Origin of the sequence: Microbacterium atlanticum, assembly GCF_015277815.1 — a bacterium.
In the GTDB taxonomy this organism is placed as follows: domain Bacteria; phylum Actinomycetota; class Actinomycetes; order Actinomycetales; family Microbacteriaceae; genus Microbacterium; species Microbacterium atlanticum.
In genome coordinates this window covers 3,591,349-3,611,605 of the sequence record NZ_CP063813.1, presented here as the reverse complement: position 1 = coordinate 3,611,605, position 20,257 = coordinate 3,591,349, and the positions used below count along the sequence as shown (strand labels likewise).

Sequence of the window (20,257 nt, the reverse complement as noted above, 5' to 3'; positions counted from 1 at the left end):
GCTTCCCTCATGACAGGGGATTCCTCGCCGACCACTTCCTTCAACGGCCGTCTCGCGCTCCTTCTCGCGATGGCGATGTTCGTCCTGGTGGTGGACACGTCGATCATGAACGTCTCCATCTCTGCGGTCGTCCGGGATCTCGACACGACGGCGAGCGGCGTCCAGGGCGCGATCGCCCTCGAGGCGCTGGTGTCGGCGGCGTTCATCCTCATCGGCGGCAAGATGGGCGACCTCATCGGGCGCAAGCTCGCCTACATCCTGGGCCTGCTCGGCTACGCCGTGGGCGCCGTCGCGATGACGTTCGCACAGAGCCTCACCGCCGTCATCATCTTCTGGGCGGTGATCGGCGGGATCGGGGCATCCCTCCTCCTGCCCTCGATGCAGTCCCTGATCCACGGCAACTTCTCCGGCGATCACCAGAAGAGGGTCTACGCGCTCGTCGGCGCGTCGGCGGCGATCGCCGCCGCGGTGGGGCCGCTGCTCGGCGGCTTCATCACGACCTTCCTCTCGTGGCGGGTGGGCTTCGCCCTGGAGGCCGTCATCATCGCCGTCGTGCTGCTGGGCATCGGCCTGGTCAAGGACGTCAAGTACACCGGCGACCGCTCGATCGACCTGGTCGGCGCGGGGCTGTCGGTCATCGGCATGGGCGGCGTGGTGCTCGGCATCCTGGTCTGGCAGGAAGGCGGCGGATACGTCGGCCTGCTCATCGGGCTCGGCGTGGTCGCCCTCGGCGGACTGGCGTGGTGGCTGAACACGCGCAAGAAGCGGGGCAAGCCGGTGCTGCTGGATCCGGCGCTGTTCTCCTCGAAGCCGTTCCGCACCGGCGTGAGCGGTCAGCTGCTGCAGCAGATCGCGCTGGGCGGCACGATGATCGTGCTGCCGCTGTACCTGCAGATGGTGCTGGAGTACAACGCGCTCGAGGCGGGCCTGTCGATCGCGCCGCTGTCGCTCAGCATGTTCGCGGTCGCGATCTGGGCCGGGCGGCGAGGGAAGGGACGCCCCGCGAACCTCATCCTCCTCGGCTTCGCGCTCGCGCTGGTCGGGCTCGTGGCGATCGTGCCGCTCGTGCCCATCGCCGACTCGGGCTGGTACCTGACGGTGCCGCTCATCATCGCCGGGTCGGGGCTCGGGCTCCTGGTCTCGCAGCTGAACAACTACACGCTCTCGCCGGTGTCGGACGAGCGCGTGAGTGAGGCCGCCGGAGTCAACTCCGCCGCCGGGTCGTTCGGCCTCTCGTTCGGGCTCGCGTTCGCCGGTGCCATCATGCTCGCGACGCTCGCGGCGTCGTTCACCTCGCTGGCCTACTCCAGCACCGCGCTGAGCTCCGAGCAGCAGGAGCAGGTGGCGACGGTCCTCGAAGACGACGCGCAACTGATGTCGAACAGCGGCTTGGAGGAGCTCCTCGCCGACGAGCCGCCGGAGGCCTCGGCCGAGGTGATCCGCATCAACACCGAGGCCCGCCACATCGCACTGCAGGTGGCGCTGCTCATCCCGATCCTCGCGGCGCTGCTGGGAGCGCTCAACGCGTTCCGCATGCGACGGCTGCCCGATCCGAAGCCGAGCGAGGCCGCGGAGGGCACGCTGCTCGGGTGACGACGCGGCGCGTACGCACCGAAAGGACGGACCATGGCCGATGAGCCGGACGCATCCGCCTCCGAGTCACCTCCACCGCGCCATGCCGCCCGCCGCCGCACCAGATCCGACCGCGCCCGCGAGCGGCTCGCCGGCCTCGAGGGAGGCGAAGATTCGATCGTCGCCTCCCTCAAGGAGCGCGTCTACGCGACGTTCACGGGGCTCGCGATCGTGCTCGTGGTGGCCTCGAGCGACCATCCCGAGCCCGACCACGCCTTCTTCGCGCTGGTGCTGGGCGTGCTCGGGATCACGGCCGCCGGCTTCGTGTCGGACGTCATCTCCCATCTCGCCGTCCACGGTGAGTTCCCGCGCGGCGACGACCTGAAGATCGCGCTGCTCGTGAGCGGGGGCGCGCTGGGGACGGTCGCGACGCCCGCGATCCTCCTCTTCCTCGCCCTGCTGGAGGTCATGGATCTCGAGACCGCGCTGGACGCGGCATCCGTCGTGTACATCGTCACGCTCGCCGTCATCGGCTGGTCGGCGGTGCGGCGCTCGCGGCTTCAGCGGCGGCAGCAGGTCCTCGCCCTGATCATCCTGGTGGCGCTCGGTCTGCTGGTGATCCTGCTGCAGACGCTCGCCCACGCCATCTGAGCACAAGTTGAGCCGGGTCATATCAACTTTGATTTGACGGATGCCACGCCACGGGCGTATGGTTGAGCCATCGCGACTCAACCTCCGGCGTCGGCCGGGTCCGGGCGCGAGCAGACTTCCCGCAAACCCCGGGTGGCGGCATCCGTCTCCGCCCACACGAAGGAGAGAAACACATGGCACGTGCTGTTGGAATCGACCTCGGTACGACCAACTCGGTCGTGAGCGTCCTCGAGGGCGGCGAGCCCAAGGTCATCGCGAACGCCGAGGGCTTCCGCACCACCCCGTCCGTCGTCGCCTTCACGAAGGACGGCGAGGTGCTCGTCGGCGAGACCGCCAAGCGCCAGGCCGTCACCAACGTCGACCGCACCGTCTCGTCGGTCAAGCGCCACATGGGCACCGACTGGAGCTTCAACGTCGACGGCAAGCGCTGGACGCCGCAGGAGATCTCCGCGCGCATCCTCCAGAAGCTCAAGCGCGACGCCGAGCAGTACCTCGGCGACACGGTGACGGATGCCGTCATCACCGTTCCCGCGTACTTCAACGACGCCGAGCGCCAGGCCACCAAGGAGGCCGGCGAGATCTCGGGACTGAACGTCCTGCGCATCATCAACGAGCCGACCGCGGCCGCGCTCGCCTACGGCCTGGACAAGGGCAAGGAGGACGAGCTCATCCTCGTCTTCGACCTCGGTGGAGGCACGTTCGACGTCTCGCTCCTCGAGGTGGGCAAGGACGACGACTTCTCGACCATCCAGGTGCGCGCCACCTCCGGCGACAACCGCCTCGGCGGCGACGACTGGGACCAGCGCCTCGTCGACTACCTCATCAAGCAGTTCAAGGACACCACCGGTGTCGACGTCTCCGGCGACAAGATCGCCCTGCAGCGCCTCAAGGAGGCCGCCGAGCAGGCGAAGAAGGAGCTCTCGTCGTCGACGAGCACGTCGGTGAACCTGCCCTACCTGTCGCTGACGGACTCGGGGCCCGTGTCGCTCAGCGAGACCATCACGCGCGCCAAGTTCGAGGACCTCACCAAGGACCTGCTCGACCGCACCAAGAAGCCGTTCGAGGACGTCATCCGCGAGGCCGGCATCAAGGTCGGCGACATCGACCACGTGGTGCTCGTCGGCGGCTCGACGCGCATGCCCGCGGTGTCGGAGCTCGTCAAGCAGGAGACCGGCGGCAAGGAGCCCAACAAGGGCGTGAACCCCGACGAGGTCGTCGCCGTGGGCGCCGCGCTCCAGGCGGGTGTCCTCAAGGGCGAGCGCAAGGACGTCCTGCTCATCGACGTCACCCCTCTGAGCCTCGGCATCGAGACTAAGGGTGGCATCATGACCAAGCTCATCGAGCGCAACACCGCCATCCCGACGAAGCGCTCCGAAACCTTCACGACCGCCGACGACAACCAGCCGTCGGTCGCGATCCAGGTCTTCCAGGGCGAGCGCGAGTTCACCCGCGACAACAAGCCGCTGGGCACGTTCGAGCTGACCGGCATCGCGCCCGCCCCGCGCGGCATCCCGCAGATCGAGGTCACCTTCGACATCGACGCCAACGGCATCGTGCACGTGTCGGCGAAGGACAAGGGCACCGGCAAGGAGCAGTCGATGACCATCACCGGCGGCTCGTCGCTGCCGAAGGACGACATCGAGCGCATGGTGCGCGAGGCCGAGGAGCACGCCGCCGAAGACAAGAAGCGCCGCGAGGCCGCCGAGGTGCGCAACCAGGCCGAGACGCTGTCGTACTCCATCGAGAAGCTCATCAAGGAGAACGACGACAAGCTGCCCGCGGAGGTGAAGACCGAGGTGCAGGGCGACGTCGACGCGCTGAAGACCGCTTTGGCCGGCGAGGACGACGACGCGGTGAAGACCGCGTTCGACAAGCTCTCGCAGTCCCAGACCAAGCTGGGCGAGGCCATCTACGCCTCCAACCAGGCGTCGCAGGCGAGCGCCGACAGCACCGCCGGGGAGTCGGCCGGCGAGCAGCCGGACCAGACGGCCTCCGATGAGGATGTCGTCGACGCCGAGGTCGTCGACGAGGAAGACGAGAAGAAGTAACCATGGCGAAGAAGGACCACAACCCGAACCCGGCGGACGAGCCGGACGACGGCGACCAGGTCCGGCCTGAGGGCGAGGGGTCGGGGGCGAACGCCTCCGGCCCCGCGCCGCAGGACGGGCACGACGCTTCCGACACCGGTGAGGGCGAGGAGCTGACGGTCGACGACATCCTGGGTGCGCAGCAGAACGCGGATGCCGCGGCCGAAGACGCCGTCATCGCCGACCTGGAGTCGCAGCTGCTCAACGACCTCAAGCGCCTGCAGGCGGAGTACGCCAACTACCGGCGCCGCACCGAGGAGCAGCGCGAGGTCGAGATCGAGCGCGCCAAGGGCGCGGTCGCGAAGGGCCTGCTTCCGGTGCTCGACGACCTCGACCGCGCCGAGAAGCACGGCGACCTCGACGAGGGCTCGCCCTTCGCCGCGATCGCCGAGAAGCTGCGCGGTGTCGCCGAGCGCATCGGCCTGGTCACCTACGGCGCCGCCGGCGAGGTGTTCGACCCGCAGCAGCACGAGGCGATCTTCCAGGCGCCGACCCCGGGCGCGACCGAGTCGACCATCCTCGAGGTGGTCGAGATCGGCTACCGGCTCGGCTCGGTCGAGCTGCGGCCGGCCAAGGTCGTCGTCGCGGTGCCGGCCGACTAGTCCCGAGAGGAACACATGGCCAGTCAGGACTGGTTCGACAAGGACTTCTACAAGGTCCTCGGGGTGTCCAAGGACGTCAGCGACGCGGATCTGAAGAAGACCTACCGCAAGCTCGCGCGCCAGCATCACCCCGACTCCAACCAGGGTGACGCGGCCGCCGAGGCGAAGTTCAAAGAGGTCAGCGAGGCGTACTCGGTGCTCTCCGATCCCGAGCAGCGCAAGGAGTACGACCAGATCCGCGCGATGGGCTCGGGCGCGCGGTTCACGTCGGGCGGCGCCGGCGCCGGCGGGTTCGAGGACGTCTTCTCGGCGTTCCAGCAGGGACGCGGTGCCCGGTACAACGGCACCGAGGACTTCGAGGACATCTTCGCGATGTTCAACCAGCAGCGGGGCGGCACCGGCTTCGGCTCGGGGCGGTTCGGCCAGCCGAGCGGCGGTTTCCGCGGCTACGGCGGCCCGACCCGCGGCGCCGACGTCACCGCGCGCACGACGATCGAATTCATCACCGCGACCAAGGGTGAGACGATCACGCTGCAGGGCGAGGACGGCAAGCCGTTCAAGGTGAAGATCCCCGCCGGCGTGGCCGACGGCCAGAAGATCCGTCTGCGGGGCCGCGGCCGTCCGTCCCCGGACGGCGGTGAGCACGGCGACGTCGTCGTGCAGGTCACCGTACGCCCGCACCCGGTCTTCACCCGCGAAGGGCTGAACCTGCGTGTCGTCGTACCGGTGACCTTCACCGAGGCGACGCTCGGGGCGACCATCGAGGTGCCGACCCTCGGGGGCGACCCGGTGCGGCTGCGGGTGGCCCCCGGCACCCCGTCCGGCCGCGTGCTGCGCGTCAAGGGCCGCGGCGTGCAGACGAGCAAGGGCACCGGCGACCTGCTCGCCGAGGTGCAGGTCGCCGTGCCGTCGCACCTCGACGACGCCGCACGCGAGGCCCTCGAGCGGTTCCAGAGCCTGGAGCCGAAGGAGAACCCGCGCGCCGACCTGATGACCAAGGCGCGGGGCTGACATGCTTGCCGGGAACGGGGGATCCGTCGGGCACCGGACGCGGCGCGCCCCGTCCTGCTGCCGCAGCATCTCCTGAGCTCGTGGGACGGAGGTGACGAGAATGGGTGAGAACGAGATCGACGCGGATGCCCCGATCTTCGCGATCGCCGTCGCCGCCGAGCTTTCGGGCATGCACCCGCAGACCCTCCGGCAGTACGACCGGCTGGGCCTCGTGGTGCCCGCCCGCACGCAGGGCGGCTCGCGCCGGTACTCGCTGCGTCACGTCGAGCAGCTGCGCGAGGTCGCCCGCATGTCGTCGGACGGCATCGGCCTGCCGGCGATCATGCGCATCCTGGAGCTCGAGAACCGCGTGCAGGAGCTGCACGGCCGGGTGCGCGACCTCGAGGACCGCATGCGCGCCGAGCTCGAGAAGCGTCCGGGCGCGCGCGTCTTCGCAGCCGGGTCGACGGGGGCGGTGGTGACCCTGCGGCACGGCACCCGCGTCCGCCGGGCGACCGAGGTCGTCGTGTGGCGCCCGCGCACGCCGATCGCTCCGGTCCCCGACGACCGGCGGGAGGGCGAGGCACCAGCGTCCTGAGCGACGTCCGGCGCGGACGCCGGTTCGCAGCAGGCGTTTGCGGCCCATGATGGGGCACATGGCGACTCTCGATGACGTGCGTGCGAGGCTAGCGCTCAGCCGGACGGGGCTTATGCCGTCGCGCCGACGTTGCGGTGCCGGCGGAAGAGTTCCCAGTCCGCGTACGACAGCGCGGCGTACTGGTACGACCACTCGAGGATCGCCTCCCCGACGACGCGGCCGCGGCCGACGTAGCCGGCGACCGTCGAGGCGTCCGGGGACTGGCCGTGCGCGCGGGCGAGAGTCGCCGCGCAGGCGAGCGAGTACCAGCGGAACGACGCGTCGTCGAGCGTGTCCGTGTCGAACCCGCCCTTCTTGTCGTGGAACTGGCGGACGTAGAAGTCGCGGCGAGCCCCGTCGGGCGTGCGGCGCACGTGGCCGAGGAACGGGTCGGACACCGCCTGCAGGATGCGCTGCATCGCGACGACGCGCCCGCCGTCGCCGTGCTCCTCGATGTAGCGTGCGACCGCCGGCGGCTGTTCGATGCCGCCGTGCTGGATGAGCACGCTGCTGCCCGCCTCCTTGCCCTGCAGCAGCAGGACCCCGCCGTCGCCGTCCTGCATCGAGATGAGGAAGCAGCGCGTTCCGACGCTGCCGACGCCGACGACGCGCATCGCCATGTCGGACAGCGCATACTTCTGCAGCAGGGCGCGGATGTCGACGCTGACCGAGTCGCGGAACTCGTCGAACACGCGCAGCACCCGCTCCTGGTACTCGGCGTCGACGTGGGTCATCGTCGGGGGAGACTCGACGAACACGATCCGCCCGTCCTGGTCGGTCGTGGTGAGCTTGCGTGCCGCCCGCTTGCCGGTGCGCTTCTCGGCGTCCTTCACGGCTCCCGCGATGACTTCGCGCGTCTCGGGGTCGGCCGCCTCCTCGGCGGCGAGCGCGTCGAACCGGTCGTAGTACCGCTTCAGCGGGCTGCGCTTGGCGCCGGCGCGCAGCGACCGCGCATACGTGCGCACCGCGCCGAGGGCGGCCTCGCGGATCACGGCGTCGTCGCGCGACGTCGACTGGCCGGCGATGACGATGCTCGTGACCAGGCGCTTGACGTCCCACTCCCACGGCGCCCACGCCGCCTCGTCGAAGTCGTTGAGGTCGAACACGAGGGTGCGCTGCGGCGAGGCGTAGAGGCCGAAGTTGGCGACGTGCGCGTCGCCGCACGACCCCACCAGCAGGTCGGTGCTGGGCGACCGGCCGAGGTCGGCCGCCATGAGCGCGGCCGTGCCGCGGTAGAACGCGAAGGCGCTTGCGGCCATCCGCTGCGTCCGGATGGGGACGAGCTCGGGCACCCGCGTCTCGTCCTGCGCGTCGAGGATGCCCATCGGGTCGCGCTCCCCGGCGGGAAGGACGGCCAGGGACTCGCGGGGAGTGCGCTCGCGCGCCGCGCGCCCGTCCGCGAGGTGCTCTGCAAGCGATCGCGGCGCCGCCCAGCTCTGGGCGATCGGGCTGGTCTCGGTCAGGCTCATGCGGTCAGTGTGGCACCGGCCGCGCCCCGGCCGACAGGTGTCATTCGCGTGAAACGAGCGCGGCGGTGAGCGCGCCGCTCTGTCGCGGTGCCGAGACCTCGGTACCCTGACGCCGTGACCCGCGCCGCGCCCGCCGCCCCGCCGTCCCCCGTGCTGGCACCCGGAACGCGGGTGCTGCTCGCCCTCGCAGCGGCGGTCATCGTGCTCGCGGGGGTGTACTTCGCGCGGGAGCTGGTCGGACCGCTTGCCCTCGGCATCGTGCTCGTGGTCATCTGCGAGCCCGTCCGCCGTCCCCTGGACCGCCGCGGCTGGCCGCGGTGGGCGGGCACCACCGCCGTCATCGTCGTCGCGTACCTGGTGCTGGCGCTCATGGGCCTGCTGCTGTGGGTCGCCGGCGTCCAGTTCGCACAGCTGGTCAGCGACTACCTCGATCAGCTGCGCGGCAGCCTCGACAGCTTCGTCGCCTGGCTCCAGTCGGTGGGGCTGGACCAGGAGGCGACGGATGCCACGGCCGCCGTCCTCGATCCCCAGGCGATCGTCCGGCTCGTCTCGAGCCTCGGGGGCACCGTGATCGCCGTGCTCACGGCGCTCTTCTTCGTCGTCTCCTACATCATCTTCATGGCGGCCGACGCCGCGCGGTACCGCGACGCGGAGCGGGTGTTCGGCGCTGAGCGCCGACCGGTGCTCGGACGCATCCGGCGCCTCAACCGCGGCATCCGTCGCTACTACGTGGTCAATGCGACGTTCGGCGCCATCGTCGCGATCATCGACGGCCTGGCCCTGTGGGCGCTGGGCGTTCCGGCGCCGATCGTCTGGGCGGTGCTCGCGTTCGTGACGAACTTCGTGCCCAACATCGGATTCGTCCTCGGACTCATCCCGCCGGCGGTGCTGGCCTTCGTCGTGGGCGGGTGGCCGCTGCTCCTGGCGGTGATCGCGATCTACTGCGTGGTCAACGTCGTGCTGCAGGTGCTCGTGCAGCCGAAGTTCGTCAGCGACGCCGTGGATCTGAGCCTGACGCTGAGCTTCTTCTCGGTGATCTTCTGGACCTTCGTCATCGGCCCCCTCGGGGCGATCCTGTCGATCCCGCTGACGCTCTTCGTGCGCGCGCTCGTCCTCGAAGGGGATGCCGGCTCGCTCTGGCTGCGCTGGCTCTCGGGCGACCGCACCGCCACTCCCGCTGCCGCGGCGCGGAACGCCGGCCCTGGCTCCTGAACTCCCATGCCACCTCGCCGACCCCTCACCCGGAGGCAGCCATGACCCGCACCTCGCTCGACTCGCGCGCCCCCGAGCCGCCCGCCACGCGGCGCGACCGCACCGCCGCGCGGCTCGTCGACGCCACCAGTGAGCGCTCGCTGGAATCGCTCGGCCTGGGGCTGGGCGCCGTCGCATTCGTCGTGGTCGGACTCGCCGCCCTCGTGGCCTTCGGCTTCCAGCCCGCGCCGATCGCAGGACCCGGGTCGGCGGGCCAGTTCGCCGCGATCGCCTCGGGCATCACCGCCCTCGCCGCGGTCATCGCCGGGCGCTTCGCGGTCCGCGACCCGGGCAGCCGCCGCCGCATGAGCGCGCTGGATTATGTGGACGTCGGCGCCCTCGCCTTCGCACACGGCGTGATCGCGCTCCTCGGCTGGACGCTGCTCGCCGTGATCCTCGAGCAGGCGTTCATCGGCGCGGAGGTGTTCCCCCTCGCGGTCGTGCTGCTGAGCGGCGCGGCGGCGGCGACGAGCGGCTATGTGGCCTTCTACTCGTCGACCCACATGGATCTGCAGCTGCTGGCAGCCGTGCTCGCCGTGTTCCTCGTGTTCGGCGTGCTGGCCAGCATGCTCACGGCCAGTGACCCGGACTGGTGGAAGGACAACCTCAGCGCCCTCGGGATGTCGTCGAACGTCTCGGCGTTCGCCTTCAACATCACGATCATCGTCGCCGGCTTCCTGGTCACCACGCTCGCCCGCTACTCCACAAGAGGCATCCCGTCGGCCAACCCGAAGGGCGTGTCGAGGGTGCGGGTGTGCCTGAGCGTGGTGGGCGTCTTCCTCGGCCTGGTGGGCGTGTTCCCCGTCGATGAGTTCTTCGCGCTGCACACCGCGGTCGCGTCGGGCATGGTCGTCGCGTACGGCGTGCTCGTCATCGGCCTGCCGGCCTGGATCACCGGCATCCCGCGCGCCTTCGTGGCCCTCGGCTGGCTCTTCCTCGCGGTCACCCTCGTGCTGGCGGTGCTGTTCTTCACCGGCTACTACACGCTCACGGCGGTCGAGCTGGTCGCAGGGATCCTCGTGTTCACGTGGATCGTGCTGTTCATCCGCAACGCGGCCGCGCTCGAGCAGGACGCCCGGCCGGCGGTTTCAGCGCGCTGAGCGCGGGCGGTCCCACGGCAGGGCCGCCGGCGGCCGCTCCTTCGCCAGGTCGTCCGTGGTGATGAGCATGGGCCGCGCCCAGGTCACGGCGAGCCACGCCGGCAGCACGACGATGCAGAGCACCGGGAGCACGGTGACGTCGCCGACCATCGCCACCGCCACGAACAGCGCCACCCAGCCGTCCCGGGCGATCGCGATCACCACGCCGAGCACGCCGCACGCCACGGCGAGCGAGGGCGCGAGCCCCGGCAGCAGCGCGCTGCCGAGCAGGCCCGCCGTTACGCCGAGGAAGACGGCGGGGAAGATGCGCCCGCCGCGGAAGCCGGCCGATGCCGCGACCACCAGCGCCGCCAGCTTCACCAGCAGGATGATCACGAGCTGCGCCGGCGGGTAGTCGCCGGGATCGGCGAGCAGCTCCGCGCTCTGGTCGAGGCCCTTGAACAGCGTGATCGGTCCGCCCACGACGCCGAGCAGCCCGAGGACCACCCCGCCCGCGGAGATGTAGAGCAGTGGATGCCGCAGCGCGTGGAAGGCGCGGTGCACCAGCGGGAAGAGGAAGACGGCGATGAGCGCGAACGCCGCGGCCGCGCACGCGATGACCGAGCCCAGCAGCAGGTCGAAGGCCTGCGGCGAGCCGTACGGGGCGAACGGCTCCTCGCTGCCGAAGCCCCCGCCGAGGAGGAAGGTCGTCACCGACCCGGCTCCCGCCGCGACGAGGGGGAGGAACAGCTTGTCCCACAGCGATCCGCCCATCTTGAACTCGCCGACCAGCCCGGTGAAGACGAGTGCCGCTGCCACCGGCGTCCCGAACAGGGCGCCGATCGTCGCCGAGATCGCCAGCGCCCCGATGAGCGGAGCCGGGACGGCACGTGAGATGCGCGCGACGAGGGCGATGGCGAGCGAGACGTTGATCGCGATGATCGGGTTCTCGGGCCCGAGGCTCACGCCTCCCGCCAGGCTGAGGATGAGGACCACCGCGAGGCCCGGCAGCACCGAGAGCGGCAGCGCTGTCGCGGCGAGTTCCGTGGTGGCGGAGTCCGGACCCGCGTGTCCGGGTGCGAGCCACACCACGACGCCGACGGCGATCCCCGTTGCGGTGAGCACGCCGAAGATCCACCAGGGCGCATCGGGGGTGATGCCCAGTGACGCCGGGAGGCTCGTCCACAGCACGCCTTGGAGCTGGTCGGCGATCGCCTCGAGGAGGCGGAGGGTGAGCGCCGAGAGCACGCCGATGAGGATCGCGGGGATCGACAGGAGCACGAGCCGGCGGACGGTGAGGCGCGGCCCGGGAGGCGACGCGGGCTCAGGGGAGACAGTCGATTCGGGCGAGGCTGCCGGTTCGGGAGAGGCTGTGGGTTTCGGGGTGGCTGCCGGATCCGGCGAAGCGGCCGGTTCCGGAGAGGCTGCCGGGTCCGGCGAAGCGGGGGGTTCCGGGGCGGCGGTGGGGCCGGACATGGCCACACGATAGCGGCCGACAGCGCCGCGTCGCGACCGGCGCGGCGGCCGATCGGCGCACGAGGGCGCGCCGGGCGCGGGGCTGCGTCGCACATGCGCCATGATTCGGCTGTGGACGAGCACTCCTGGCACAAGCGCACCGAACCGGCGCTCGTGGTCGCCAGCTTCGCCTACCTCGTCGCGTACTCGTGGCGCGTGATCGCCGACCTGCAAGGTCCGGCGCGTCTCGTGGCGACCGTCGTCGTCCTGGTGACCTGGGCGATGTTCATCCTCGACTACCTCGTGCGGCTCGCGCTCGCCGACGATCGGCGTCGGTGGTTCCGCACCCACCTGCCGGCTCTCGCATTCGCCCTCATCCCGGTGCTCCGGCTGGTGCTGCTGCTGCGCGTGCTCACGCGGATCCCCGGCATGCACACGAGTGCCGGCGGCGCGCTGCGCCTGCGCATCCTCGTCTACGGGGCCGGGGCATCCGTCATCCTCGTCTACATCGCCACACTCGCGGTGCTCGAAGCCGAGCGCTATGCCCCCGACGCCGACATCACCTCGTTCGGCATCGCCCTGTGGTGGGCCTGCGTCACCGTGACGACCACGGGCTACGGCGACTACACGCCGGTGACCGCCGCCGGCCGCTGGGTCGGCGTCGGTCTCATGCTGGGCGGCGTGGCCCTCGCCGGCGTCATCACGGCGACGCTGGCGTCGTGGGTGCTCGAGCGAGCCGCACGCGATCGCGACGACCAGGAACCGGCGACTCGCGCCCAGGTGCGTGCACTCATGGCACGGATCGAGGAGCTGGCCGCGCAGTCGGGCGGGTCCGCTGCCCCGACCGCCGGGGGAGCGCCCGGCGAGCCGCCGCGCCACGCGGGTGGGAGGCATCCGGAATCCCCGGCTCCCGCCGAGGGGTGGGGGCCTGCGGGCGGGGCGGGAGGCGGCCGTCACCACCCCGACGGGATCGGCGACGGCGGCGACGACCGACCGGGCGGCTGAAGCACGCGCCTCCGCGGTGGCCGCGCTCCGTCGGGCGTGGCTGCGCCCCGTCTGGCGTGGCTGCGCCTCGTCTGGCGTGGCTGCGCCCCGTCGGGCGTGGCCGCGCCCCGTCGTCCCTGGCCCGCGCCGAGGGTCGCTGAACGCCAAGAGGGCCGCCTCCCCGGGGAAGCGGCCCTCTGGCTTGCGTGAAAAGGTCAGCTCAGCAGCTTCGCCTTCGCGGCGGCGAACTCCTCGTCCGACAGGATTCCCTGCGCGTGGAGCTGGGCGAGCTGTCCGAGCTTGGCCATCATGTCGTCGCCCGCGGGCGCCGCTGCCGGGGCCTGGGCGGCCTGCGCGGCCTGGGCGTTGGCGACGGCCTGAGCCGCTGCCTGATCCATCGCCGCCTGCTGCTGCTGCGCGGCATAGGCCTCCTGCTGCGACTGCTCGTAGTACTTCTCCTGCTGGCGATGCTGGACGCGGCCGGAGACGGCGGTGGCGGTGCCCGCGACGACCGCAGTGCGGGCGGCCATTCCGATCAGGCCGGGGCGGCCCATTCTTCCCAGTGGCATGGTTTTCTCCTTGTCAGTCCGCGTGCTCGGAGAGGAACGCGTTCACGATGGGGGCGGGGATGCCCTCGCGCGCGATGACGGCTCCGCCGGCGTCGTACAGTGCGGCCGCGAACGACTTGGCCCACAGCAGCTCGACGACGAGGATCGCCGCCGACCGGCCGGGCTCGAGGCTGTCGGCGAGGTAGAGGATGTCGTCCTGTCCGGCGAGTCCCGCGAGGTCCAGCGCGGGCGCGCCGTCGTCGACCGTGTCGGAGAGCTCGAACACTTCGAGCTCACCCTCGGGTGACCGCCGCGCGAAGACGAGGTCGAGGAGGTTGACGGTGCCCGAGGCGACGAGGTCGTCGATCGCCTGCAGCACGGCCGGACCGGGCCGGTCGCCGTCGAACGCGATCGCGTAGAACTCGATGGGCCCGTAGTCGAATGTCGTCATCGGTGTGCTCCGTTTCCGCGCGGGCTACGCCGCCAGCGCCTTCGCCTTGAGGGCGTCGAACTCCGCCTGAGTGATCGCGCCCGAATCCAGAAGTGTCTTGGCCTTGGCGATGTCGTCGGCTGCGCTCCCGCCGGACCCCGCGGTCTGGCGGATGTAGGCGTCCTGAGCGGCGCGAAGCTCCTGCGCCTGGGCGATGGACCGCTTCTGCATCCCGTTCCCGCGGGCGATCAGGTAGATCAGCGCGGTGAGGAAGGGCACGAAGATGAGGAAGATGATCCAGACCGCCTTGAGCCAGCCGTTCAGTGACTCGTCGCGGAAGATGTCGGCGATGATCGAGAACACGACCATCAGATACGCGACGAAGACGAAGATCCAGAAGAACCAGAGGATCAGGTCCCAGATATTGCCACCCATGCAAGACAACCAATCGTCGGGACGGGCGATGCCCGTCGCTGTCGAATCGAGCACCCCTGGAAGGGTGCTCTCGCGCCGACAGTACTCCCGATTCCGCACGAATCACATGACGCGATATAGACGATTTGCGGGCGGCTTGGGGGCATCATGTCCCCATGACCGATGAACCAGTCCTCGCCGACTCGGGTCCTGCCATGATGCCGGTCGAGGATCGCCCGCGACGCTTCGCGGGCATCGTCGCCGCACTGGACCATCCGCTGGCGACAGGGTTCCTTGTGACGATCGGCGTGCTGGGTGCGCTGGTGCTCGGGTCTGCGATCGGGTCGATCTCGACGATCCTGGTGTACATCATCCTGGCGATGTTCCTGGCCGTCGGCCTGGATCCGCTGGTGCGCATGCTGGAGCGCCACCGCGTCAAGCGGAGCCTCGGCATCGCGATCGTCTTCTGCGGCTTCGCGCTCGTGATGATCGCGGTGTTCGTGTTCGTGCTGCCCCCCGTCATCGCCCAGGTGGTGCAGCTCGTGCAGGCGATCCCCGAGCTCGTGGAAGACATCCCCGACTCCGACTGGTTCGCAGCCCTCACCCCCGACGCGCAGGCCGCGGTGCTGGCGGCTCTCGAGCAGATCGCGGACTGGATCTCGGCTCCGTCGACGCTGGCCACCCTCGGGGGAGGTGTGCTCGCCGTCGGCGTCGGCTTCGTCGCGGCGATCTCGGCGAGCTTCGTCGTGATCGCCCTGACGCTGTACTTCCTCGCGTCGCTCACTGCCGCCAAGCGCGCCTTCTACGCCCTGGCGCCGGCGCGCAACCGTCCCCGGCTCGAGGACCTGACAGAGCGCATCACGAGCTCCGTGGGCAGCGCGCTCATCGGGTCGGTCATCCTGTCGTCGCTCAACGCGGCCGCCGTGTTCGTGCTGCACCTGGTGATCGGGCTGCCGTTCCCGGCGCTCATGGCGGCGATCGCCTTCGTGATCACGCTCATCCCGCTGTTCGGCTCGGTGATCTTCTGGATCTTCGCCTCGATCATCGCCCTGTTCACCAGTCCGACGCAGGCGCTCATCTTCTTCATCGCGTACCTCGTCTACATCCAGCTCGAGTCGTACGTCATCAGCCCGCGGGTCATGAACAAGGCGATCGAGATCCCCGCCGCGCTCGTCCTCATCGGTGCGCTCGCCGGCGGCGCGCTGGCGGGCATCGTCGGCGTGCTGGTCGCCCTCCCGGTGATGGCGTCGATCCTGCTGATCATCCGCGAGGTCGTCGTGCCCCGCCAGGACCTCAAGATCTGAGTCCACGGAGAGCGGATGCCGCGGCCCCCGCGCTAGTTCAGGGCGGACGTCAGCCGCATGAGGCCATCGAGGAACGTGGCGCGGGCGGGCTCGCGCCGCCACTCCTCGAGGGTCAGCTCGCGGCCGGCGTCGCGGTAGGCCTGCTCGACCTCGCGCATCCCGGCGACGAACGACGCGCCGCGCACCATGAGCGACACCTCGCTGTTGAGGCTGAACGAGCGGATGTCCATGTTGCTCGACCCGATCACGGCGATGTCGTCGTCGATCGAGAAGTGCTTCGAGTGCAGGATGTACGGCGCGGGGTACAGGAAGATGCGCACGCCCGCCTCGAGCAGCACCTGGTAGTACGAGCGCTGGGCGTGCCACACCATGAACTGGTCGCCCACCTCCGACACGAACAGCTGCACCTCCAGGCCCCGCTGGCAGGCCGTCGTGATGGCGTAGACCATGGCCTCGTCAGGCACGAAGTAGGGACTGGTCAGGATGACCTTCTCGGTCGCCCCGTAGATGAGCGAGAGGAACAGCCGCAGGTTGTTCTCTGTCTCGTAGCCGGGGCCGCTCGGCACCACCTGGCATACCAGGGCGTCCGCCGACGCGGACGCCTCCAGTTCGGCGGCCGGCACGTGAGCCGTCGCCGACAGGTCCTCGCCGGTCTCGATGAGCCAGTCCGACAGGAAGACGGTGTTGACGGATGCCACGATCGGGCCGGTCAGCCGCGTCATGAGCTCCTGCCACTTGAGGCCGCGCTTGATGTTCTTGGGGGACTCGTAATCGCGTGCGATGAGGTTCTGCGAGCCCATGAACCCGACGCGGCCGTCCACGACGACGATCTTGCGGTGGTTGCGCAGGTCGGGGCGCTGGTACTTGCCCTTGAACGGCTCGACCGGGAGCATCCACGCCCACGTCACGCCGATGCGGTCGAGCTCGGCGAGCATCTTCTTGCTGTCGGAGACCTTCTTGGTCGCGACGTAGTCGGCCAGCAGGCGCACCGTCACGCCGCGGGCGACGGCCCGCTCCATCGCGGAGAAGAAGCCGCGGGTCGCGTCATCCCACCCGACGATGAAGAACTCGATGTGCACGAAGTCCGTCGCGGTGTCGATCTCGGCAGCCATCGCGTCGAGCGACTCCTGGTAGTGGGGCAGGAGCGTGGCCTCGTTGCCGGGCGAGGCGGGCAGGGCGGTGAGCGCCTGGTTCTGCTCCACCACGCGCTGGAACCACCGCGGCCAGGAGGCATCCGTCGCCTCGAGGTCACCGGCGGCGACCCGGCTGCGGATGATGCCGTCGATGCGCGCCTGCTCGGCCCGGCGGCGCTCCGGCAGGCGGAAGTTGCCGATGACGAGGTACAGCACGACCCCGACGCCGGGGAGCACCACGATGAGCAGGATCCACGCCATCGCCGCCGTCGGCTTTCGCCCGCGCGGGATGACGATGAGGGCGGTGACGACGATCGCGGCATGCACCAGGGCGGCGAGCGACCACGACAGGTTGGCGAGGAAGGTCGAGTCCACGCGCTCAGTGTGGCATCCGCGTCACCGGCCCCGCGTCGTTCACGCCGCGTGATTCTTCGCGAGTGCGCGGCGCGGAGAGGGACCACGGTTTCACCCCGTCCGGGTGACGACGCCCCGGCGCGGGCCCGGTTCGATGGAGGGGAGCGGATGCCCCCGCGAGGCGACGCCGCAAGCGCGAGGAGAGCCGATGAGCCGTCAACACATCCCGTCGGGCTACAACACCCCGATCCCCACCGAGATCACCACCCCCGACGCGGTGAGCACCCGGGTCGGAGAGCTGCGGTTCGCCGACGGCGTCCCCACGCGGGAGACCGCCGAGCGCCTGTTCGACCACCTCGACTTCCTGCGCGCCGTCGAGGTCTTCCTCGGCTGCGTGCCCGCCGCCTCCCTCGAGGCCATCCGCCGCGCGACCGTCGAGGTGGGCGCCGACGCCTGCCACAAGGGGGTGATCACCGACAGGCTGCTGGACTCCAATCCGCTCCTGCTCACCGGCAACACCGACACGGTGTACGCGATCGCCATGCTCGACATCGAGCGCGACGGACCCACGGTGATCGAGGTGCCCGCCGGCTCCGGCCCCGGGACGGTCGATGACGCCTGGTTCCGCTTCGTGGTCGACCTCGGAGCGCCGGGACCCGACCGCGGTGCCGGCGGCACCTACCTGATCGTCCCGCCCGGTTACGACGGCGAGCGGCCCGACGGATGGTTCGTCGCCGAGACGCCGAGCGCGACCAACCTCGTGATCCTGCGGGGGTTCCTCGTCGACGGGAAGCCGGATGCCGCGGTGGCGCTGTTCGAGCGGGGGGTGCGCGTGTACCCGCTCTCACGCCGGGACGACCCGCCGGCGATGGAGTGGTTCTCGTTGTCGGGCGCAGAGGTCAACACCGTCCACGCGAACGACGCGACCTTCTACGACGAGGTCGCGCACGTGATCGCCAAGGAGCCGATCGACGTGATCGACCCCGAGACGAGGGGCCTGCTCGCCGCCATCGGAATCACGAAGGACGCGCCCTTCGCTCCCGACGAGCGGATGCGCGGGATCCTCGCCGACGCTGCCGCGGTCGCCAACGGCACGGCTCGCGCGCTGGCGTTCCGGGCACGCGAGAGGTCGTTCTACCTCTACGAGGACCGGCGCTGGGTGAACCCGTTCCCCGGCGGCGACCACCGGTTCCTCCGCGACGGCGGGAGGGGCGGTCGGTTCCTGGACGGACGGACCACGTTCTTCTACATGGCCACCGTGAACACGCCGGCGATGGCACTGAAGATGGTGGGCCGCGGCTCGCAGTACGCCCTGGCCACGGTCGACGCGCAGGGCGAGCCGCTGGACGGCGGCAAGACCTACCGGCTGCGGCTTCCCGCCGGCGTCCCGGCGGCCGATTTCTGGTCGGTCGTGGTCTACGACCCGCAGACGCGATCCGAGCTGCAGACCGAGCAGCCTTTCCCGAGCCGGAACAACAGGCGTGACCCGCTCGACCACAACGATGACGGGTCCGTCGACATCGTGTTCGGTCCTGACGCACCTGACGGCTCGGCCGCCAACTGGGTGCAGACGGTCGCGGGCAAGGGCTGGTTCGTCCTGCTGCGGCTCTACGGTCCGCTCGAGGCGTGGTTCGACGGCACGTGGAAGCCCGGCGACATCGAAGCGGTGTGAATCAGCCCGCCGGGCCGCCCCCGAACGGCGTCAGAAGCCGTTGACGAGGTCGCGCCACTCCAGCAGCGGGACGAGCGGCGACAGGTCGTACTCGGGGCCGTCGATGGCGGCGATGATGAGCCGGAACCCGAGCTCGTACAGCCGGGCCGGGGCATCCGTCTCCAGCAGCGGACCGAATCCGCGGACGGTGTAGCCGGTCGACAGCTCGATGTCGGCGGGGTCGCGCTGCTCGCGCGCGCACCAGTCGTGCAGCACCGAGATCTTGCGCGGGAGGTCGTCGAGCTTGGTGAAGGTGTGCCAGATGTCGGCGTGCCGGGCGACCAGGCGCAGGGTCTTGCGCTCGCCCTGGCCGCCGATGAGCACCGGGATCCGGCGGGTCGGCGGCGGATCCAGGCGGTCCCACCGGGAGCGGATGCGGGGGAGGTCCTCGGCGAGCGCGTCCAGGCGCGAGCCCACGGTGCCGAACTCGTAGCCGTACTCGTCGTAGTCGTGCTGCGCCCACCCCGAGCCCGTGCCGAAGATGAGCCGGCCGGTCCCGGTCGCCCGTGCGCTGATGTGGTCGACGGTGCGCGCCATGTCGGCCTGCAGGTCGGGGTTGCGGTACGAGCTGCAGTTCACCAGCGGACCGAACTCGACGCGCTCGGTCTGCTCGGCCATGGCGGCCAGGACCGTCCACGCCTCGAAGTGCTCGGCGTCCAGCGGCGCGGTGAGGGGGAAGAAGTGGTCCCAGTTGAAGATCGCGTCCACGCCCATCTCCTCCGCGCGCAGCACCGCGTCGCGGTAAGCCAGGTACGACCCGTGCTGCGGTGCCAGCTGCACGCCGATGCGGAGCGGACGGTGGGATGACGGATGCCTCGGCTCGGTCACGGGCGCTTCCTCGGTGTCGACGGCGGGCGGGTCAGCTGCGGGGCTCGATGCGCAGCACGTCGGGCGACTCGCCGACGGCAAGGTCCTCGACCACGCGGACCGAGCGGGCGAGGTCGTCGACGCTGCCGATCACGGTGCCGAAGCGCGCCCTGTCGGAGCACACGGCGGTGACGGTGACGAAGTGGCTGCCGGTGTCCCACGTGTAGGTGGCGAACGGGGGTGTGCGCGGATCGGCGGGCAGCGACATCTCCAGCTTCTCGCCGACGCCGAGGTACGGGTTGCGGAACGATTCGGTGTCGTCGTACTCCATCGGCATCATCGCCCGCGCGGCGCGGAGGTCGTTGGTCGCCTGCTGGATCTGCGCCATCACGACCACCAGCTCGGCGTCGGCCTTCCACACCCAGACCAGCACCCGGCCGGCTGCCTTCCGCATGAGGAACGGGGCTGCCTGACTCATCGCCCACGCCGCCATGCCGCTGCCCGGCCGGGTGCCGCTGCCCGGCCGGGTGCCGGTGCCCGCGTCGCCACCCGGGGGAAGGGCGGCACCGGATGCGCCGGCGAAGGCGGTCTGCGCCTGGGTCAGCAGCATGCGGATGGCGGCTTTGCGGTGGCGGCGGCCGCGGAAGCCGAGGGATTCGGTCACGGCCACCCAGAGGCTGGGGTCGGCGTCGGCCTGCAGTCGGGGCATGCCCCCAGCGTACGGCGGCCGTCTGGCGCGTTCCTGGGGAGTCGGCGAGACCCCTCGGGTACAGTGGAGC

19 protein-coding genes are annotated in these 20,257 nt (G+C 70.6%); 11 read left to right on the top strand and 8 right to left on the bottom strand.

Going from position 1 to position 20,257, the window contains the following annotated elements:
• Positions 1-9: 9 nt before the first annotated feature.
• The 6 genes from IR212_RS16510 to IR212_RS16485 all read left to right on the top strand — a co-directional run bounded on the left by IR212_RS16510 (position 10) and on the right by IR212_RS16485 (position 6,500).
• Positions 10-1,593, top strand: coding sequence for an MFS transporter (locus IR212_RS16510; RefSeq protein WP_194396936.1), 1,584 nt, complete (start codon positions 10-12; stop codon positions 1,591-1,593).
• Between the two features lie 33 nt (positions 1,594-1,626).
• Positions 1,627-2,223, top strand: coding sequence for a hypothetical protein (locus IR212_RS16505; RefSeq protein ID WP_194396935.1), 597 nt, complete (start codon positions 1,627-1,629; stop codon positions 2,221-2,223).
• A 173-nt stretch (positions 2,224-2,396) separates the two neighbouring features.
• Positions 2,397-4,271, top strand: a complete 1,875-nt coding sequence (gene dnaK, locus IR212_RS16500) for a molecular chaperone DnaK (RefSeq protein WP_194396934.1) — start codon at positions 2,397-2,399, stop codon at positions 4,269-4,271.
• A gap of 2 nt (positions 4,272-4,273) precedes the next feature.
• Positions 4,274-4,912 (top strand): nucleotide exchange factor GrpE, encoded by a 639-nt coding sequence (locus IR212_RS16495; protein WP_194396933.1) that lies wholly within the window; start codon positions 4,274-4,276, stop codon positions 4,910-4,912.
• Between the two features lie 15 nt (positions 4,913-4,927).
• Positions 4,928-5,923 (top strand): DnaJ C-terminal domain-containing protein, encoded by a 996-nt coding sequence (locus IR212_RS16490; RefSeq protein WP_194396932.1) that lies wholly within the window; start codon positions 4,928-4,930, stop codon positions 5,921-5,923.
• A gap of 100 nt (positions 5,924-6,023) precedes the next feature.
• Positions 6,024-6,500, top strand: a complete 477-nt coding sequence (locus tag IR212_RS16485) for a heat shock protein transcriptional repressor HspR (RefSeq protein ID WP_194396931.1) — start codon at positions 6,024-6,026, stop codon at positions 6,498-6,500.
• A 110-nt stretch (positions 6,501-6,610) separates the two neighbouring features.
• Here IR212_RS16485 and IR212_RS16480 read toward each other — a convergent pair whose 3' ends face one another.
• Positions 6,611-8,008, bottom strand: a complete 1,398-nt coding sequence (locus IR212_RS16480; protein ID WP_194396930.1) for a DUF2252 domain-containing protein — start codon at positions 8,006-8,008, stop codon at positions 6,611-6,613.
• A 114-nt stretch (positions 8,009-8,122) separates the two neighbouring features.
• Between IR212_RS16480 and IR212_RS16475 the strand changes: the two genes are divergently transcribed.
• Both IR212_RS16475 and IR212_RS16470 read left to right on the top strand, forming a co-directional pair.
• A complete protein-coding gene (locus IR212_RS16475; RefSeq protein ID WP_194396929.1) occupies positions 8,123-9,220 on the top strand; it encodes an AI-2E family transporter in 1,098 nt (365 codons plus the stop codon).
• Between the two features lie 41 nt (positions 9,221-9,261).
• Positions 9,262-10,359 carry a DUF998 domain-containing protein gene (locus tag IR212_RS16470; RefSeq protein ID WP_194396928.1) on the top strand — a complete coding sequence of 366 codons (1,098 nt, stop codon included), beginning with the start codon at positions 9,262-9,264 and terminating at the stop codon, positions 10,357-10,359.
• On the opposite strand, the gene IR212_RS16465 is transcribed toward IR212_RS16470, so the two are convergent.
• Positions 10,348-11,619 carry an ion channel protein gene (locus IR212_RS16465; protein WP_228479388.1) on the bottom strand — a complete coding sequence of 424 codons (1,272 nt, stop codon included), beginning with the start codon at positions 11,617-11,619 and terminating at the stop codon, positions 10,348-10,350. The two genes, IR212_RS16470 and IR212_RS16465, sit on opposite strands and share 12 nt — an antisense overlap.
• 306 nt (positions 11,620-11,925) lie before the next feature.
• On the opposite strand from IR212_RS16465, the gene IR212_RS16460 reads away from it, so the two are divergent.
• Entirely contained in the window at positions 11,926-12,798 is an 873-nt protein-coding gene (locus IR212_RS16460; RefSeq protein ID WP_194396926.1) for a potassium channel family protein, read from the top strand.
• A 194-nt stretch (positions 12,799-12,992) separates the two neighbouring features.
• On the opposite strand, the gene IR212_RS16455 is transcribed toward IR212_RS16460, so the two are convergent.
• The 3 genes from IR212_RS16455 to IR212_RS16445 are packed head-to-tail and all read right to left on the bottom strand — an operon-like array spanning position 12,993 to position 14,190.
• Positions 12,993-13,331 (bottom strand): SHOCT domain-containing protein, encoded by a 339-nt coding sequence (locus tag IR212_RS16455; RefSeq protein ID WP_194398741.1) that lies wholly within the window; start codon positions 13,329-13,331, stop codon positions 12,993-12,995.
• A 28-nt stretch (positions 13,332-13,359) separates the two neighbouring features.
• Entirely contained in the window at positions 13,360-13,776 is a 417-nt protein-coding gene (locus IR212_RS16450; protein WP_194396925.1) for a DUF6325 family protein, read from the bottom strand.
• 24 nt (positions 13,777-13,800) lie between these two features.
• Positions 13,801-14,190, bottom strand: coding sequence for an SHOCT domain-containing protein (locus tag IR212_RS16445; RefSeq protein ID WP_194396924.1), 390 nt, complete (start codon positions 14,188-14,190; stop codon positions 13,801-13,803).
• Positions 14,191-14,345: 155 nt separating this feature from the next.
• On the opposite strand from IR212_RS16445, the gene IR212_RS16440 reads away from it, so the two are divergent.
• The gene (locus IR212_RS16440) at positions 14,346-15,473 is read left to right on the top strand and encodes an AI-2E family transporter (protein ID WP_194396923.1); all 1,128 of its coding nucleotides are present in this window, start codon (positions 14,346-14,348) and stop codon (positions 15,471-15,473) included.
• Between the two features lie 32 nt (positions 15,474-15,505).
• Here the strand turns inward: IR212_RS16440 and cls are convergent, their stop codons facing one another.
• A complete protein-coding gene (cls, locus tag IR212_RS16435) occupies positions 15,506-16,981 on the bottom strand; it encodes a cardiolipin synthase (RefSeq protein WP_194396922.1) in 1,476 nt (491 codons plus the stop codon).
• Positions 16,982-17,168: 187 nt separating this feature from the next.
• Between cls and IR212_RS16430 the strand changes: the two genes are divergently transcribed.
• On the top strand, positions 17,169-18,632 hold the full coding sequence (locus IR212_RS16430) for a DUF1254 domain-containing protein (RefSeq protein ID WP_228479387.1): 1,464 nt from the start codon (positions 17,169-17,171) through the stop codon (positions 18,630-18,632).
• 30 nt (positions 18,633-18,662) lie between these two features.
• Here IR212_RS16430 and IR212_RS16425 read toward each other — a convergent pair whose 3' ends face one another.
• Both IR212_RS16425 and IR212_RS16420 read right to left on the bottom strand, forming a co-directional pair.
• A complete protein-coding gene (locus IR212_RS16425; protein ID WP_194396921.1) occupies positions 18,663-19,499 on the bottom strand; it encodes an LLM class F420-dependent oxidoreductase in 837 nt (278 codons plus the stop codon).
• 31 nt (positions 19,500-19,530) lie between these two features.
• Positions 19,531-20,187, bottom strand: a complete 657-nt coding sequence (locus IR212_RS16420) for a hypothetical protein (RefSeq protein ID WP_194396920.1) — start codon at positions 20,185-20,187, stop codon at positions 19,531-19,533.
• Positions 20,188-20,257 lie beyond the last annotated feature (70 nt).

What these genes read in the sequence shown, in the direction of transcription:
- IR212_RS16510 (WP_194396936.1), top strand. Translation starts at nt 10, where the DNA reads ATGACAGGGGATTCCTCGCCGACCACTTCCTTCAACGGCCGTCTCGCG.
- IR212_RS16505 (WP_194396935.1), top strand. Translation starts at nt 1,627, where the DNA reads ATGGCCGATGAGCCGGACGCATCCGCCTCCGAGTCACCTCCACCGCGC.
- dnaK (WP_194396934.1), top strand. Translation starts at nt 2,397, where the DNA reads ATGGCACGTGCTGTTGGAATCGACCTCGGTACGACCAACTCGGTCGTG.
- IR212_RS16495 (WP_194396933.1), top strand. Translation starts at nt 4,274, where the DNA reads ATGGCGAAGAAGGACCACAACCCGAACCCGGCGGACGAGCCGGACGAC.
- IR212_RS16490 (WP_194396932.1), top strand. Translation starts at nt 4,928, where the DNA reads ATGGCCAGTCAGGACTGGTTCGACAAGGACTTCTACAAGGTCCTCGGG.
- IR212_RS16485 (WP_194396931.1), top strand. Translation starts at nt 6,024, where the DNA reads ATGGGTGAGAACGAGATCGACGCGGATGCCCCGATCTTCGCGATCGCC.
- IR212_RS16480 (WP_194396930.1), bottom strand. Translation starts at nt 8,008, where the DNA reads ATGAGCCTGACCGAGACCAGCCCGATCGCCCAGAGCTGGGCGGCGCCG.
- IR212_RS16470 (WP_194396928.1), top strand. Translation starts at nt 9,262, where the DNA reads ATGACCCGCACCTCGCTCGACTCGCGCGCCCCCGAGCCGCCCGCCACG.
- IR212_RS16455 (WP_194398741.1), bottom strand. Translation starts at nt 13,331, where the DNA reads ATGGGCCGCCCCGGCCTGATCGGAATGGCCGCCCGCACTGCGGTCGTC.
- IR212_RS16450 (WP_194396925.1), bottom strand. Translation starts at nt 13,776, where the DNA reads ATGACGACATTCGACTACGGGCCCATCGAGTTCTACGCGATCGCGTTC.
- IR212_RS16445 (WP_194396924.1), bottom strand. Translation starts at nt 14,190, where the DNA reads ATGGGTGGCAATATCTGGGACCTGATCCTCTGGTTCTTCTGGATCTTC.
- IR212_RS16440 (WP_194396923.1), top strand. Translation starts at nt 14,346, where the DNA reads ATGACCGATGAACCAGTCCTCGCCGACTCGGGTCCTGCCATGATGCCG.
- IR212_RS16430 (WP_228479387.1), top strand. Translation starts at nt 17,169, where the DNA reads ATGAGCCGTCAACACATCCCGTCGGGCTACAACACCCCGATCCCCACC.
- IR212_RS16420 (WP_194396920.1), bottom strand. Translation starts at nt 20,187, where the DNA reads ATGCCCCGACTGCAGGCCGACGCCGACCCCAGCCTCTGGGTGGCCGTG.